The sequence below is a fragment of the Marinitoga sp. 1154 genome, assembly GCF_013363285.1.
Classification (GTDB): domain Bacteria; phylum Thermotogota; class Thermotogae; order Petrotogales; family Petrotogaceae; genus Marinitoga.
Genome location: NZ_LBFB01000005.1, coordinates 60,797 through 75,088 on the forward strand (window position 1 = coordinate 60,797; position 14,292 = coordinate 75,088).

The 14,292-nt window shown below is 25.9% G+C and carries 19 protein-coding genes, 1 tRNA gene and 1 pseudogene; 13 read left to right on the plus strand and 8 right to left on the minus strand.

All coding sequences use genetic code 11. From position 1 onward, the window contains the following. Window positions 1-29: 29 nt before the first annotated feature. The 3 genes from XO12_RS03740 to XO12_RS03750 all read left to right on the plus strand — a co-directional run bounded on the left by XO12_RS03740 (window position 30) and on the right by XO12_RS03750 (window position 1,585). Window positions 30-557 (plus strand): DUF402 domain-containing protein, encoded by a 528-nt coding sequence (locus tag XO12_RS03740; protein ID WP_175419690.1) that lies wholly within the window; start codon window positions 30-32, stop codon window positions 555-557. A 25-nt stretch (window positions 558-582) separates the two neighbouring features. Then, window positions 583-1,467: a sugar transferase gene (locus XO12_RS03745; protein ID WP_254867671.1), complete on the plus strand. Its 885-nt coding sequence runs from the start codon at window positions 583-585 to the stop codon at window positions 1,465-1,467. Window positions 1,468-1,510: 43 nt separating this feature from the next. Then, window positions 1,511-1,585, plus strand: a tRNA-Glu gene (locus XO12_RS03750). A 66-nt stretch (window positions 1,586-1,651) separates the two neighbouring features. Here the strand turns inward: XO12_RS03750 and XO12_RS03755 are convergent. Next, window positions 1,652-1,798: a hypothetical protein gene (locus tag XO12_RS03755; protein ID WP_156166114.1), complete on the minus strand. Its 147-nt coding sequence runs from the start codon at window positions 1,796-1,798 to the stop codon at window positions 1,652-1,654. Between the two features lie 266 nt (window positions 1,799-2,064). Between XO12_RS03755 and XO12_RS03760 the strand changes: the two genes are divergently transcribed. The 10 genes from XO12_RS03760 (at window position 2,065) to XO12_RS03805 (ending at window position 6,038) form a co-directional block, all read left to right on the plus strand. Beyond that, complete coding sequence (locus XO12_RS03760; protein ID WP_175419691.1) at window positions 2,065-2,427, plus strand: helix-turn-helix domain-containing protein; 363 nt, start codon at window positions 2,065-2,067, stop codon at window positions 2,425-2,427. Then, on the plus strand, window positions 2,424-2,570 hold the full coding sequence (locus XO12_RS03765; protein ID WP_175419692.1) for a S24 family peptidase: 147 nt from the start codon (window positions 2,424-2,426) through the stop codon (window positions 2,568-2,570). The genes XO12_RS03760 and XO12_RS03765 overlap by 4 nt, the downstream gene beginning before the upstream one ends. Before the next feature lie 284 nt (window positions 2,571-2,854). Next, window positions 2,855-3,064 (plus strand): hypothetical protein, encoded by a 210-nt coding sequence (locus XO12_RS03770; RefSeq protein WP_175419693.1) that lies wholly within the window; start codon window positions 2,855-2,857, stop codon window positions 3,062-3,064. Between the two features lie 236 nt (window positions 3,065-3,300). Beyond that, window positions 3,301-3,813 (plus strand): helix-turn-helix transcriptional regulator, encoded by a 513-nt coding sequence (locus tag XO12_RS03775; RefSeq protein WP_217683632.1) that lies wholly within the window; start codon window positions 3,301-3,303, stop codon window positions 3,811-3,813. 12 nt (window positions 3,814-3,825) lie between these two features. Further along, entirely contained in the window at window positions 3,826-4,272 is a 447-nt protein-coding gene (locus XO12_RS03780; RefSeq protein WP_047265136.1) for a hypothetical protein, read from the plus strand. 2 nt (window positions 4,273-4,274) lie between these two features. Continuing rightward, on the plus strand, window positions 4,275-4,535 hold the full coding sequence (locus XO12_RS03785; RefSeq protein WP_047265135.1) for a DUF2283 domain-containing protein: 261 nt from the start codon (window positions 4,275-4,277) through the stop codon (window positions 4,533-4,535). Window positions 4,536-4,646: 111 nt separating this feature from the next. After that, window positions 4,647-5,030: a hypothetical protein gene (locus tag XO12_RS03790; RefSeq protein ID WP_175419694.1), complete on the plus strand. Its 384-nt coding sequence runs from the start codon at window positions 4,647-4,649 to the stop codon at window positions 5,028-5,030. Between the two features lie 49 nt (window positions 5,031-5,079). Beyond that, a complete protein-coding gene (locus XO12_RS03795) occupies window positions 5,080-5,403 on the plus strand; it encodes a hypothetical protein (RefSeq protein ID WP_175419695.1) in 324 nt (107 codons plus the stop codon). 11 nt (window positions 5,404-5,414) lie between these two features. Continuing rightward, complete coding sequence (locus XO12_RS03800) at window positions 5,415-5,561, plus strand: hypothetical protein (protein WP_175419696.1); 147 nt, start codon at window positions 5,415-5,417, stop codon at window positions 5,559-5,561. A 318-nt stretch (window positions 5,562-5,879) separates the two neighbouring features. After that, window positions 5,880-6,038, plus strand: coding sequence for a hypothetical protein (locus tag XO12_RS03805; RefSeq protein WP_175419697.1), 159 nt, complete (start codon window positions 5,880-5,882; stop codon window positions 6,036-6,038). A 118-nt stretch (window positions 6,039-6,156) separates the two neighbouring features. On the opposite strand, the gene XO12_RS03810 is transcribed toward XO12_RS03805, so the two are convergent. The 7 genes and pseudogenes from XO12_RS03810 to XO12_RS03840 form a co-directional block, all read right to left on the minus strand. Further along, window positions 6,157-7,134: a dipeptidase gene (locus XO12_RS03810; protein ID WP_231580367.1), complete on the minus strand. Its 978-nt coding sequence runs from the start codon at window positions 7,132-7,134 to the stop codon at window positions 6,157-6,159. Between the two features lie 53 nt (window positions 7,135-7,187). Beyond that, the gene (pcp, locus tag XO12_RS03815; RefSeq protein WP_175419698.1) at window positions 7,188-7,808 is read right to left on the minus strand and encodes a pyroglutamyl-peptidase I; all 621 of its coding nucleotides are present in this window, start codon (window positions 7,806-7,808) and stop codon (window positions 7,188-7,190) included. Between the two features lie 11 nt (window positions 7,809-7,819). Continuing rightward, complete coding sequence (locus XO12_RS03820) at window positions 7,820-8,806, minus strand: 2-hydroxyacid dehydrogenase (protein WP_047265129.1); 987 nt, start codon at window positions 8,804-8,806, stop codon at window positions 7,820-7,822. Window positions 8,807-9,010: 204 nt separating this feature from the next. Continuing rightward, the gene (locus XO12_RS03825) at window positions 9,011-9,451 is read right to left on the minus strand and encodes an OsmC family protein (protein ID WP_047265128.1); all 441 of its coding nucleotides are present in this window, start codon (window positions 9,449-9,451) and stop codon (window positions 9,011-9,013) included. 120 nt (window positions 9,452-9,571) lie between these two features. Beyond that, a complete protein-coding gene (locus XO12_RS03830) occupies window positions 9,572-10,603 on the minus strand; it encodes an L-Ala-D/L-Glu epimerase (protein ID WP_047265127.1) in 1,032 nt (343 codons plus the stop codon). Then, window positions 10,596-11,183, minus strand: a pseudogene (locus XO12_RS03835) (transglutaminase-like domain-containing protein); the annotation flags it as partial. The gene XO12_RS03830 and the pseudogene XO12_RS03835, both read right to left, overlap by 8 nt. Window positions 11,184-11,240: 57 nt before the next feature. Beyond that, the gene (locus XO12_RS03840; protein ID WP_175419699.1) at window positions 11,241-14,216 is read right to left on the minus strand and encodes an alpha-mannosidase; all 2,976 of its coding nucleotides are present in this window, start codon (window positions 14,214-14,216) and stop codon (window positions 11,241-11,243) included. Between the last annotated feature and the right edge of the window lie 76 nt (window positions 14,217-14,292).

The window sequence follows — 14,292 nt, forward strand, 5'->3', positions numbered from 1 at the left end:
TCTTAATATAAAAAGAAAGGAAATATAATATGAAACACTATAAATTTAATCTAAAAAATAAGAAAGAATGGTTATTATCGCCAACTCGTGAGGTAAATGTTGATATTGAAACTATATATAGTTTTAACAATTCTTTCGGCATTGAAAGAAAATGGATCATTTTAGATAATCATAATTCAATAAAAAAAATAAAAAGATTACTTCTTCCAGATAAAATGATTATGCTTACTTCATTTCTAACCTCTGATGATTGTGATATAAAAGATTATTTAATTTACATAGATTTTGGAAAATATTCAAAAAAAAATGACATAATTGAATTCTTTGATTTAGAATTAGATATTATTATTAAAAGGGACATGGCATTTAATATAGAGGATATGGATGAGTTAATTAAAGAATTCAAAAAAGGGAATATCACTAGTCATGATTTCTATTCTGTATTGATAGAATCAACGCGTTTAATAAATTCTTTCCAGAAATACAAAAATCCCATAAACTCATTGATGACTGAAATAAACAAAGAATCTATTGAGTGGCTAATTGATTTAGGATAATATACATTATACATATAAATATATAATGAAAAAACAATTGGGTGAGAAAATGATAAAATATCTTGTAATAGGGAAAAAAGATGAACTTAAAGAAATTATAAATGAAATAGAAAAAAAATCAAATGGAAAAATTATATTTGGTGATTTTTTAAATCCTTCACCAGAAGTTTTTATGGAAAAAATTAAATATCATGATAGAATTTTAATTGCTGATCCTGAATTAGAAATTTATATAAAAAATGAGTTAGAAATTGTTAAAAACAAAGGAATAATTATTAACATACTTCCAGAATTAGTAGAAAAACATTTAAAAAGAATACCACTTGATGTTTTAAAAAAATTTGAATATTATTATTCTGAATTTTTTTTAAGTAAAAAGGAAAATAGAATTTTAGATTTAACATTAGCCTTAATTTCGCTAATATTGACTTCTCCACTTTTTATAATAATATCAATAATTAACCTATTAACTATTGGGAAACCTATAATATTCAAACAAATTAGAATCGGAAAAAATAAAGAAAAATTCTTGATGTATAAATTTAGAACTATTCACAATGAAAAAGTTCATTCATTTAGCAAATTTTTAAGAAAAACAAGGCTGGATGAAATACCTCAATTTTTAAATGTATTAAAAGGAAATATGAATTTTATAGGGCCAAGACCAGAAATGCTTAGTTTCCATAAAATGTGCGAAGAACATATCGATTTTTATAATTATAGATTGTTTGTAAAACCTGGAATAACAGGTTGGGCTCAGGTAAAATATAAATATACAACATCACTGGAAGATTATAAAATAAAAACAGAATATGATTTATATTATGTGAAAAATAAAAATCTTTTACTTGATATCAAAATATTATTATTAACTTTTTTAGCAATTTTTAAAGATAATGGTTCATTATAATATTTACAAAATATATTTTTTATGATATAATATAGATTGATATGGCCCCATAGGATAACGGCTAGTCCATCGGATTCTCAGTCCGAGAGTCGGGGTTCGATTCCCCGTGGGGCTGCCAATCAATATAAGTATTTTTACTTATAGAACGAACTGCTCTGACAGATCCAGAGCAGTTCTTTTTTATTTACAATATCTTTATCATTTCTTCACTTTTAGCTATATCATCCGGACTAACAAATTCAAGATTTTGTTTTATATCAACTCCAACATCGTGATAAATTCTTGCTATCAATTCACTACATATGTAAGCATTCGGATTATCGAAATTCAATGAATCTTCAAATCTTTCTTCATCAGCAACTATTCCAACTATTTCTGAAACAGAATTTAATACTATTCAAAACATTGATGAATTAAACATTTTATTTTTTTGGTCCATCTTTCAATTGTAATCATGTCCACTGCCCACTTGACAAATACAATTTGTATTACACGACAATAATATCGCTATGCCAATTACAAAATAATTGCGTTATTATTAAAAGTTTGTTTTTATGTCAATGTTGTAATTCTTGACATTTTGTTATATAATATCAATTGAATAGAAAAATAAAGGTGATTATTATGGACTCAAAATTTAGTCAGAGAATTAAAAATTTACGAGAAAGAAAAGGTTTGAAGCAAATAAAATTGGTAAATATGTTGAACGTTGAACGTTCAATCGTTTCATCTCGGGAATTAGGTAAAAGCAAACCGAATTTAGAAGTAATCAAACAACTTTCTAAAATCTTTGACATCTCAGTCGATTTCCTTTTAGGAATAAATAACAAAACAACTCCCATCGAAGATAGCAAACTTACTTTAAAGCAAATCCCTGTCTATGGTTATGTTGCTGCTAACAGTGAACATGGGGAAATTGCGTACGAAGAATTGATTATATTGTTATATCAAATGGCATGAAAGGAGATTCAATGGGGCCTCGTTTAAAGGATAGAGATGTAGCTGTAGTTTTAAAACAACCAATACTTGAAAACGGAGTAATTATTATCAACAGAGATGAGGGAGTAGTAAATATTATAAATCCGAAAACGCAACAACTTTGATCAGTTTAAACGAAAATCACCCGTCAATAGTAATACCAAGGCGAAATTGGAATGACATTCTCATCGTTGGTAAAGTGGTGGGAAAATACGAGAAGTGGGAGTGAGAAATTATATCTTTTTTGGAATTTTCACATTTGTTATAGGAAGTTGTTACATAATATAAAAAAAGAAGAATATCGGAGAAAAACGAAGATTTTAACTCTTAATTAATAATAATTTATTTCAATCAAGTTGCTAAATATAACATATATGTTATATAATACAGATGTAGGAGAAAGATATTTATGAACGAATATTTATATTATTTCCCTATTTATAATGATGAAGATAAGAATAGAATAAAAAAAGAAGTTGAAGAAAATTTTAAAAATAAAGGCTCAAAATCCTCTTATAAGAAATTAAAACTATTTCTAATAAACATAAACAAAGATGGAAGTCTGGATTTAAACAAATTGATGAAAAGAAATTTAAAACACTCAAAAATAAAAAAATAGCTCATATAGACGATTATAATAATTTTTCTCTTTACGAACTAAGAATACCTCCACAAAGTCGTACAGGTGTTTTTAGAGTCTATCTTACACTCTATCCCGAGAAATTTTATTTAAATAATAATGTAATTATATTAGAAGCAGAATTTAAAACAGAAAAAAAAGCTAAAAAAATTGAATCCGCGTACAATAATTTGAAAAGTTTAGTTGATGACGCTTCAAAATAAGGAGGCTTTTTTATGAATAAAAATATGGAAAATGATATAATCAGGAAAATCAAAGAAGGAAAGCTTGAAAAATTTGAATTAAAATCAGAATCGTTGGAAGAAGAATTAGAAAATATTATTATAGATTTAGTAAGCGAATTAACTTTAATGAGGATGGAACAAGGTGTTTCTCAAAAAGAGCTTGCTGAAAAAATAGGTACAAAACAAACAGCTATTTCAAGATTAGAAAATGCAAGTTCAAATCCATCATTAAAATTTTTATTAAAGATAACTAAAGCATTAGGCGGAGAAATGAAAATAACTCCACATGGCAAATATACTTATACTATACCGGAAAATTATAGAGAAACTTTTGAAAAAATTGCAAAAAGCGAAGGTAAAACAATTCAAGAAAAAATAGATGCATTAATTTCAATGGAAATTATGAACTTTTCTTATAAAAAAATAAAAGTTGAATTTAAAAATTTTAACAGAAAATCAAACAGAAAATCAAAAAATAATGAAAATGCATTTAAAGCAGCCTAAGAGGTGGAACTAATGAAGGAGTCTTATATTCAATTAATTTCAGATAGAATAAAAAAATTTTCATTTGAATTTGATGATACTCTAATTAATGAACCTTTTCAACCAGAATTAAAAATTGAAGCTATTCAAAAATTTAAAGAAAAAATTGCTAATACTCCTTATAATTGTATTCTTGGTTTAAATATTAAGTTGATTTTTAAAAAAGGGAGAAAACATTTATTAAAACTTGAAATGCGTATTGAAGGAGAATTTATGGGTCATCCTGAAATGGAAGAATATGAATTTAGAGTTCTAGTTATTAATTCTGGAATTATAAACCTTTTCCAAATTGCACGGGCTAAAATATTATCGATCTCTTCACAATTTGGATTTACTCAACCAATTTATTTACCTTTAATGGATATAACAGATTTTATAAAAGAAGAAAGGGAAAAAGCTTTAAAAAATTTGGAGGAATAATTATGAAAAACAAATACGGATATAGTCCGAAAGGTGATGTTGTTTATATAAAATTAAAAGATTCAAAAAGTAAATATGGTGATATGATTGACGATAACATCGTACTTTTTTTCGATGATGATACTGATGAAATTGTAGGAATTGAAATATTATCGTTTAAAAAAACTTTAGAAAAAGGAAATTTAGAAAGAAAATTAAAAAATTATAATTTAAATATTTTTGATGATCTAAAGAAAATATATTCTTCAACCAATATTAGTTAGCGAGACCTTAGCGGTCTCGTTTTTTATTTACATATCTTAGATATATTAATTTTATGTTAAGGAAGGGAAAGTATAGGTAAATTTGATGCTTATGATTATGAAGAATTTATAGTGAATGCGTTTTATTTTGGAATTAAAAAAAATTATAAAATTAGGCAAAAGAAAAAATGGGATCCAGCTAATTTATGTGATAGTTATAATTTCAATATAAGAACATTCAATTCACCTTTATCAAAGGATATTGAAAAAATAAAAATAGGGTTAGGTTATGCTGTAGAAATATATTTTTATCATTTAATAGAACATCTTGGCAAAAAAAGAAAAGAAAATGATTTGAATTTTGTTTCTCAATATGAAAATAAATTTCTTAAAGACCTTATATCAGCAAAAAAATTAGATGAAATAATAGATTTAATGGAAGATTTTATAGAAAAAATACTTGATAAATATTTCGAAACAAAAAATGAAAATATTGTTTTAAAAAAGAAATGGTAAATTAAGATAAATTTTATGTTACTTTTATATAATAAAGGAGGAGTTGGAATTGTCTAAATTTGTTTTTTGTAAATTTAATTTTCAACACAAAATATTTATTACAAATTTAGATGAATCTTTACAAAAGGTACATAATTATATTTATAACTTATTTAAAAGAGGAGGTTTATATAAAGTTGAAGAACTTTCTCGTTCTAAAAATGGAAAATCTATTTATTTGAAAATAGAGAAACATATAGATGAGTCATTTTTTAAAGGACGTTTATACATTTTTCTTAACCAAAAAATAGAAGAAATAAAAGATGGAAATAGTATAAAAAGAGAGATTTTAAACGAAGTGAAAGATGATGAAATGATATTTTTTTTGATATAAAAAAAGAGATTTTGGCAATTGAAAAACCAAATTTATCAATTAATACAATAATTAGAGGATTAAATCATTTTTTTTCTTTAAATTTAAATACTGAAATAAGAATAGCTCCTATAATAAATCAAATTAAATTAGAAGAACTTGAAAGAAAAATAATTTGATTGGCCTTTATATTTGTACAAAATGTTTTCATTCAAATTTTTAAAATACTTTTTGCTATCTATTTTTTATTATTTTAATATATATAGTGTCTTATTTACTTATGATCTTTCTAAATCAGCTTTTAAAACTTACCTTTATGATATTAAGCTTTCTGAAAAACACGGGAAATAATATTTGTAATTCCAGACTTTAACGTCTGGATTTTTTATTTATAAAATAACAAAAATTCAGTATAATATAAATAATTATACAATCAAACCATAATCTAATGCATCCCTTTAACAAAATTATATTAAAATATTCCTGAGGTGATGCGAATGATAGTGATTAAATTACTTGTAACTGAAGAAGACTTAGACTTATTAAAAGATTTTGGATTTATTTTCTGGGATGAACGAAAACTTACACAAGAAGAACTTTATAATTATTATAAATTTTTACTTTCATTACAGAAGGTTTCTAAAGAGGGAAGCTGAGAATCATGAAAAAAGCTACTGCTTATGCGAGAGTTTCGACAAAGGATTAATCAAAAATTTCAATTGATGTACTTGTCAAGTGAAAGGAGGACGTGACTACAGTTGCTCCTTTTTGTCACTAAAACATATTTTTATATAATCTCAAAAAATTATCTCCCAATATATTCTTAATTTCTTTACTATTATATCCATGTTTTATTAACGTCTCTACAAATTTATCCATCTCATGATAACCTTTTAATGTATCTCTTGGTTCGTTTCTAAACATATCACAAAAATCAAATCCAAGCCCAACATATTCAACACCAACAAGATTTGAAATATAATCTATATGTCTAACAAGACCTTCTACATTATTTTCATCTGGACTATCAGAAACAAATGAACCATTTGCATTTATACCTATAACTCCACCCGTTTCTGCAATAGATTTTATCTGTTCATCGGTTAAATTTCTCATAGAATTAAATATTTCTCTGACATTAGAATGCGAAGCAATAATAGGATTAGATGAAAATTTAATAACATCCCAAAAACCTTCGTCATTCAAATGACTTACATCTATAATCATTCCAAGCTTTTCAGATTCTTTCAAGACTTTAACACCAAAATCAGTTAATCCTCCTCTTTTTCCTTCAATTTTCGGCATAAAAAAACTTCCATCTGCAGCATAATTTCTTCTACTCCAGGTTAAGCCAACAAATCTTACGCCGAGTTCATAAAAAATTTTTAGTAAATTCAGATCATTTCCTATTGGTTCTACTCCTTCAAAAGATAACATAATCCCTATAATGTCATTCTCAATCGCTTTTTCAATATCCGAATAATTTCTACATAACATTACTTTTCCTTTTAAATTTTCAAGTTCCTGATAAAACATACTTATTTGATCCAGAGCCACACGAAGCGCCATTTCTGGTAAATAGTTATTACTTATAAATATTGATGAAACTATTATATTTACTTCACCCTTTATAAAATCAGGAAGATGATATTTTTTAATTATATTTTCTTCACCTACAAGTCTTTTTTCATAAATATCTGCAAGCAAATCTAAATGTGCATCAACCACAATATGATCTTTTAACATTTCCATAATATCACTCCATCATTATTAAATAATAGAATTGGTATTTAATATCTAATGTTTTATTTAATTCCTTTATAATATCTAATCGAAACTTCAATTATCTTTTCCAGAGCTTTAGTTATATTTTCTATAGACATACTTGGTATATTTGATTTTTCTATAACCTGTTCAGGTAAATAAGGCACATGAATGAAACCACCTATTGTATTTTTAAAATCTCTATGAATATAATACATAAGGCCATATAACAAATGATTACAAACAAATGTACCTGCTGTATTTGAAATTTTTGCTGGAATGCCTATATTTTTTATACTATTAACTATTTCTTTTATAGGTAAATTGGAAAAATATGCATTCTCTCCATCAAAAAAAATTGGTTTATCTTCGGGTTTATTTCCTTCATTATCTTCTATTCTGGCATCATCAATATTTATTGCAACTCTTTCTATTGAAATATGTGCTCTTCCTCCAGCCTGACCGACACAAATAACAATATCTGGCTGTATTTCACACATTTTACTTCTCAATACTTCTATAGATTTATAAAAAACCGTCGGAATTTCCATTTTTATTATTTCTGCATCCATTATTTTATCATCCAATCTTTTTACAGCTTCAAAAGAAGGATTTATTTTTTCTCCACCAAAAGGTTCAAATCCTGTTATTAATACCTTCATAATCCACCACCTTACACAACTATATTCTTCTTCAAAATATTATTTTCGAAATTATAAATATTCTCCAATGTTGTTTCAGCTATATTTATTAATGCCTCTTTAGTAAAAAAACCCTGATGTCCTGTAATTAATACATTCGGAAATGTTGTTAATCTTATAAAAACATCATCATCAATAAATTCTTCTGATAAATCTTCAAAAAATATATTTTCCTCTTCTTCATATACATCTAATCCTAAATATCCTATTTTCCGCGTTTTTAATCCTGTAATTACAGCTTTTGTATCTATTAAACCACCTCTACTTGTATTTATTATCATAACACCATTTTTCATTAAATTAATATTTTTTTCATTTATTATATGATATGTATCTTTATTCAAAGGACAATGTAAAGAAATAATATCCGATCTTCTAAATAAGTCTTTTAAATCAGTATATTCCCCAACAAACTCATTGCTGGGGAATTTATCATAACCCAAAATTTTCATCCCAAAACCTTTTAAGATATTTGCCACTATTCTTCCAATTTTTCCCGTTCCTATAAGTCCAACTGTTTTTCCATGAAGGTCAAATCCCAATAAGCCATCAAGAGAAAAATTATTTTCTTTTATTCTGAGATATGATTTATGAATTTTTCTATTTAAAGATAAAATTAATCCTATAGTGTGTTCAGCAACAGAATATGGAGAATACGCTGGTACATGAACAACTTTAATTCCATATTTTTTTGCTGCTTTTATATCCACATGATTAAATCCAGATGACCTCAAAGCAATTAACTTTACATTATTGTTCTTGAGTATTTTTATTACATCTACATTTATATCATCATTTACAAAAGCACAAACTACATTAAATCCTTTTGATAAAATTGCCGTTTTTTCATTTAATTTTGACTCAAAATATTTAATATCATATTTATATTTTTCATTTGCCCTATTAAAAAATTCAATATCATATTTTTTCGCACTGAAAAAAGCTACCTTTGTACTCATAAATATCCTCTCCTTAATAATAACTTATATTTATATTATACCGCATTTTAATTTCATTAAATTTATCTTATTATTAAGACTATTTTTATCCGAATTAAAATTGAAATAATATTATATTGTATAATTTAATAGTGAAATATAATAAATATATTAGATAAAAATAAAATTCATACTAAAAAATTATAAGAAGGAGAAAACTCCTTCTTATAATTTTGATATATTAAATTTTATAGGTGTTGGATTAGAAAGATTATCGGATACTGGACATCGTTTTTCAATAGTTGACAACCATTTTTTTAACGTTTCATCATCTGCGTCAGTTTCTAAATAAAATGAAACATTAATTTGAACATACCCCGTTCGATCAGGAGATTCTTTACCAAGAAATCTATCTGGATTTAGGTCTCCAGCAATATCTATTTTCATTTTTCCTAAATCAAAACCCATTTCCTTTGCCACCAAATGTCCTACAACATTTAAACATCCTGCAAATGCTGCTAGCAAATATTCAACAGGATTAGCACCTTCATCTTTTCCTCCCAAACTTTCTGGTTCATCTATAACCATTTCAAAATTTCTTGCTTTCACAATAGTTTTTGTTGGATTTTCGCTTTCAGACGTAATTTTAAAATTCATAAATGCCATAATATCCCCCCTATTTTAAAATGGATAATTCTTATCTAATTTAAGTATACATCAATCTTGTTACAAAAACATTAATATCATAACAAAAATATGTGGAAAAGTATACTGATTTTTATAATATTATATCACTTTATAAAATGGCAAATGCTGAATATATTTTCCTCTAAAGTTAGTTTCTTTCAACATCAAAGCCGAATCTAAATCATGAAAAACAAAAGCTCCTGTTCCCAATGCAAAATTAACACTTTGATTTATACCTACACTCGATTCACCCATACATCCTATCATTAACTGTAAATTAGCAGCTTTAACCATCTCAACAATAGCAAATGCATCAGAAATACCTGATTTCATAAGTTTTATATTAATAAAATCAACAGCTTCTAACTTAATTAACCTCATAACATCATACTTTGTTTTTGCACTCTCATCAGCTCCTACTGGAAAGGATGAATTAAATCTAACAAATTTAAGCCCTTCATAATTTGAAGCAATAACAGGTTGTTCAAAAAGTGAAATATCTATACCTTTAGAATAAATTACTTTTGCAAATTCAATTGCCTGTTTTGTGGTATATCCCATATTTGCATCAACAATATATTTAGCACCTTTTGTATTTTTATATATTTCTTCTATTACTTCTATATCTTTTTTTAAATCTTCACCAATTTTTATTTTTATAACATTAAATCCAGATTCAAAAATATATTTAGCTTCTTTTACCATCTCTTCGATATTATCAATACCAACTGTTTTATCTGTTTCTATCTTAGTTTTAGCCCCACCTAAAATTTGATAAACTGGCGTGTTAATTTCTTCTGAAAAAGCGTCGAGAACTGCATATTGTACCGCTGCTTTTAAACTTGGAAAAGCAAAAAATTTATCCATGATGTCGAAAATTTGTCTATAATTTTTTACATCTAATCCAATTAACAATTCTCTGATATCCTCTTCTAATGGCAATAAAGATTCTACTTTTTCCCCATTAACCCTAAACGATGGTGATGCTTCACCAAAACCTTTAATTCCATTTTCCAGTTCAACAATAACTTCTATATTTGTTGCAGAATCAGAAATACTTCCGGTGATATGAAAAGGTTTATTATATTCGTATTTTTTTAACGTAAAAAAAACATTTTTTATTTTACTCATTAATTTCAACCTCCTCAAAATTAATAACCTCTATATTATAATTATACTTATCAGAATATATATTTTCTATTTCAGTTTCTAATTCACCAACCTGATTATCATATGGGTCACTTCTCCAGAATTTTTTCCCTGGAAAAGGTTCCATAAAGTTATTATTAGCAACCATTCTAAACCCATCCAGATTACCAAAATAAAATTCTCTAAATTTTAGGATATTACGTCTTGCACCACCAAATGATAAATTGGCAGGAAGCCAACCATATGGTTCAATATAAAATAAAGCCCAATCATGTGGAGATGCAAAATATTTATTAATATACCACCCCGATTGCCAACGAGCTGGAATACCAGCAATTCTACACATAGTAATAAAAAGCAAGGCTTGAAATCCACAATCTCCTTTTAAATTCGTTGCCACAAATTGAGATATATTCCCATATATAGAGTAAGGTTTTACATATGAATAATTTACATTCAATGTGATCCAATCATATATTAACTTTGCTTTTAAATACGGATTCTTCTCATCATTAATTATTTCCTTTGTTAAATATTTTAAGTAATGAGTGAAAAGAATATTTAGTTCGCTATACTAACATTTTATCATATAAAAAAACTAAAATCAACTAATATATTTTTAAAGTTCAAAAATTATAGTATAAATTTTAAATGGCTTATAATGAAATTTTGAAGATTTTATTTCTTCCAAATTATCCAATAATATATCTGATAAATAGACCTTTTTATAATCGAATTTTATATTAAAGTCACATAAACCTCTTTTTCCTTCAACTTCCACTAATCTTATTATTAATCTATTTTTTGCTTTAAAAACAGAAATAACCTTCAATGGTGAAAAATCAATAAACTTATCTACAATTTTTATTTTTTTATTTAAAATTCGAAGAGGCTTATTTAATCTTTCGGATTCAACATATATCTCTTCAAGATTATTTGAATGACTCATAATTGAATATAAAAATTCATGTTTTCCCTCATCTGCTTTTAGATCAGGATAAACCGGACCGTGTATTAATGATAATCCTAAAACATTATGGTCAACTGATGCACTATATATTCCATCATTTAAAATAGCTACACCAAAATCCGGCTCGGATATTTCCATCCACCTATGCATATATACTTCAAACATTGCTTTTTCATACGAAGTATTCTTATGAACTGGCCTTGTTATATATCCTCCAGATATATCAAATCTGGCATACCGGGATAATACATCTACAGGAAATAAAACTTTCAATAATTTTTTTCTTAAATTCCAATTAACCACTGTTTTTATATCAATACGCTTTGAATCTTTAACCAATGAAATATATTGCATTATATCAGTTCCATCATATTCATAATACGTTCTTATAACCTTTCTAAAAATTCCATCCTCAACAATTTTTATATCCTTAATTTCTAATTTTTCACCAAAATACTTATAATTATAATCTATATCCCAAGCTCCCCAAGCTAAAGGAACATCATCATAAATCATTAAAATATTCCCTTTATCTTTAAACAAAGACCTTTTCTTTTTTTTATCATAAACTTTTATACCATCTTTCAAAATTTCTACAAAATAATTATTATTTTCAAGATTATATGTTTTATCACTTTTTTTCTTTTGTATATATGGTTTTCCTTTCTCTAATTTTTTATTTGAAAATTTATTTAAAGGCGATATACTATAAAGATATTTACCATCATATGTTTTTTGAGAAGGTAATTTAAACGGTTTATCCGTAATAAAATAATTATCACTACTATAATTACCATAATTTACTAATACAGCTTCATTACTAATTTCTAATTCTTCACTTATTATACCCTTACAATTCTCTATTTCCTTTTGTAATGAGGACTCCGATTCTTCATATACTTCTTTAATTGAAGAACCAGGAATAATATCATGAAACTCTCTTGTTAACAAAACCTTCCATGATTTCTCCAATCTTTTTGATGATTTATTTTCCAATGCTAATATATATTCTGTAAAAAACAACTCGTCTTCTAATTTTTTATGTGATTTCTTTGTTTTTAACTGAGAAAAATGGGTCGCTCTGTGAAATTCAAAATACAATTCATTATCCCAAATAGGTATTTCTTTATTTTTAATATCATTGTTTAAAGTTTCAAAAAATTTACTCCCTGTTGTGGAAATTAAATTCGGAACATATGGTAAATTATTGGTTACTTCAAAATCTATCATATGTATTTCAGAAGGGCCACCTCCACCATCACCATAACCATATGTTAATAATGTCCCATCAAATATATTTCTATTTCTAAAATTATTAAATGTCTTTAATACACATTCTGCATCTAAATGTCCATTATAACCTTCCTTTGGATTATTAAAGCTATGATATAAAATTTTACTTCCGTCAATTCCATGCCAATAACATATATCATATGGAAACTCATTTTTTTCATTCCATGTTAATTTAGTAGTGAAAAAATACTTTACTCCTGCCTGTTTTGCAATTTGAGGCAATATCCATGAAAATCCAAAAACATCTGGTAACCAGCATACATTAGAGTATTTTCCAAAATTTTCTTTAAAAAATTTTTGCGCATAATAAAATTGTCTAATTAACGATTCAATCGAAGGTATTTTTGTATCAGATTCTACCCACATACCGCCATTTGGATCCCACATACCTTTATCTGAAAGTTTTTTTATCTGATCAAACAGATTAATATCATTTTTTATATCCTCATACATTTGAGGACTGGATTGTATAAATGTAAAATATGGATACTTTTTAGCAAGTAAAGTTGCATTTGAAAATGTCCTCTTTATCTTTCTTTTAGTTTCTTCAATAGGCCAGAGCCACGCATAATCAATATGCGCATGGCCCACAACATATACATTTCCTATTTTCGGATATTTTTTATGTAATTTTTTTAAATTTATCTCTAAAAAATTCAATGCCTCAGATACATCAATATTCATACCATTGAATTTTTCAAATTTTGGTCTTGACCAGACAGATGAAAGTTGATTATATAAATTTGGTGAGTTATTTATTGATGAAAGATATTCAGAAGTTTTATGAGGAATATCTATTTTATGAAAGGTTAAATTAATTAAACTGGATAATTCATCATTTAATGAATCATTTTTAGAAATCTCTATTAATTGGGATATTCCTATAAAATATCGTATTAATTTTCTCATATCATGATTTATTTTTATTAAATTTGCTCTTTTAAATATAGTTTTTTTAGATGGGGTTCCAAAAAGATTATAAGGAACTGTCTCGGCTTCAAATAAATGTTCTTTACCATCTGCTATAAAAGATAAATCTATTTCTTTATGATATTCATTTATTTCACCATAAGGATTTCCATCTATCTTTATTAATGTTTCACCACCAAACCAGAATTCACCATAATAATCATGTGGTATTTTTAACTTTTTTCTAAAAACAACTGGAAAAGGTTTATATTCCCATTCAAAACCAACACTCACCTCAAAACTTTTTCCATTTTGAAAAAATTCCCAATTATTAATAGGAGTAATATCTATATATTGATATGGATAAAAATCGTCTATCATTTTTTTTATTCTTAATACTTCATGCTTAATTTTATGATACATAATATCCCCCCTAATAAAAATTTTCACTTAATTTTATTCTTTTCTTATTATAATTATTTTACCACATAAAAATAAA

Excerpts from the sequence above, each read along its gene's own strand:
- XO12_RS03740 (WP_175419690.1), top strand. The coding sequence starts at position 30 with ATGAAACACTATAAATTTAATCTAAAAAATAAGAAAGAATGGTTATTA.
- XO12_RS03745 (WP_254867671.1), top strand. The coding sequence starts at position 583 with ATGAAAAAACAATTGGGTGAGAAAATGATAAAATATCTTGTAATAGGG.
- XO12_RS03765 (WP_175419692.1), top strand. The coding sequence starts at position 2,424 with ATGAAAGGAGATTCAATGGGGCCTCGTTTAAAGGATAGAGATGTAGCT.
- XO12_RS03770 (WP_175419693.1), top strand. The coding sequence starts at position 2,855 with ATGAACGAATATTTATATTATTTCCCTATTTATAATGATGAAGATAAG.
- XO12_RS03775 (WP_217683632.1), top strand. The coding sequence starts at position 3,301 with ATGAATAAAAATATGGAAAATGATATAATCAGGAAAATCAAAGAAGGA.
- XO12_RS03780 (WP_047265136.1), top strand. The coding sequence starts at position 3,826 with ATGAAGGAGTCTTATATTCAATTAATTTCAGATAGAATAAAAAAATTT.
- XO12_RS03785 (WP_047265135.1), top strand. The coding sequence starts at position 4,275 with ATGAAAAACAAATACGGATATAGTCCGAAAGGTGATGTTGTTTATATA.
- XO12_RS03805 (WP_175419697.1), top strand. The coding sequence starts at position 5,880 with ATGATAGTGATTAAATTACTTGTAACTGAAGAAGACTTAGACTTATTA.
- XO12_RS03810 (WP_231580367.1), bottom strand. The coding sequence starts at position 7,134 with ATGGAAATGTTAAAAGATCATATTGTGGTTGATGCACATTTAGATTTG.
- pcp (WP_175419698.1), bottom strand. The coding sequence starts at position 7,808 with ATGAAGGTATTAATAACAGGATTTGAACCTTTTGGTGGAGAAAAAATA.
- XO12_RS03820 (WP_047265129.1), bottom strand. The coding sequence starts at position 8,806 with ATGAGTACAAAGGTAGCTTTTTTCAGTGCGAAAAAATATGATATTGAA.
- XO12_RS03825 (WP_047265128.1), bottom strand. The coding sequence starts at position 9,451 with ATGGCATTTATGAATTTTAAAATTACGTCTGAAAGCGAAAATCCAACA.
- XO12_RS03830 (WP_047265127.1), bottom strand. The coding sequence starts at position 10,603 with ATGAGTAAAATAAAAAATGTTTTTTTTACGTTAAAAAAATACGAATAT.
- XO12_RS03840 (WP_175419699.1), bottom strand. The coding sequence starts at position 14,216 with ATGTATCATAAAATTAAGCATGAAGTATTAAGAATAAAAAAAATGATA.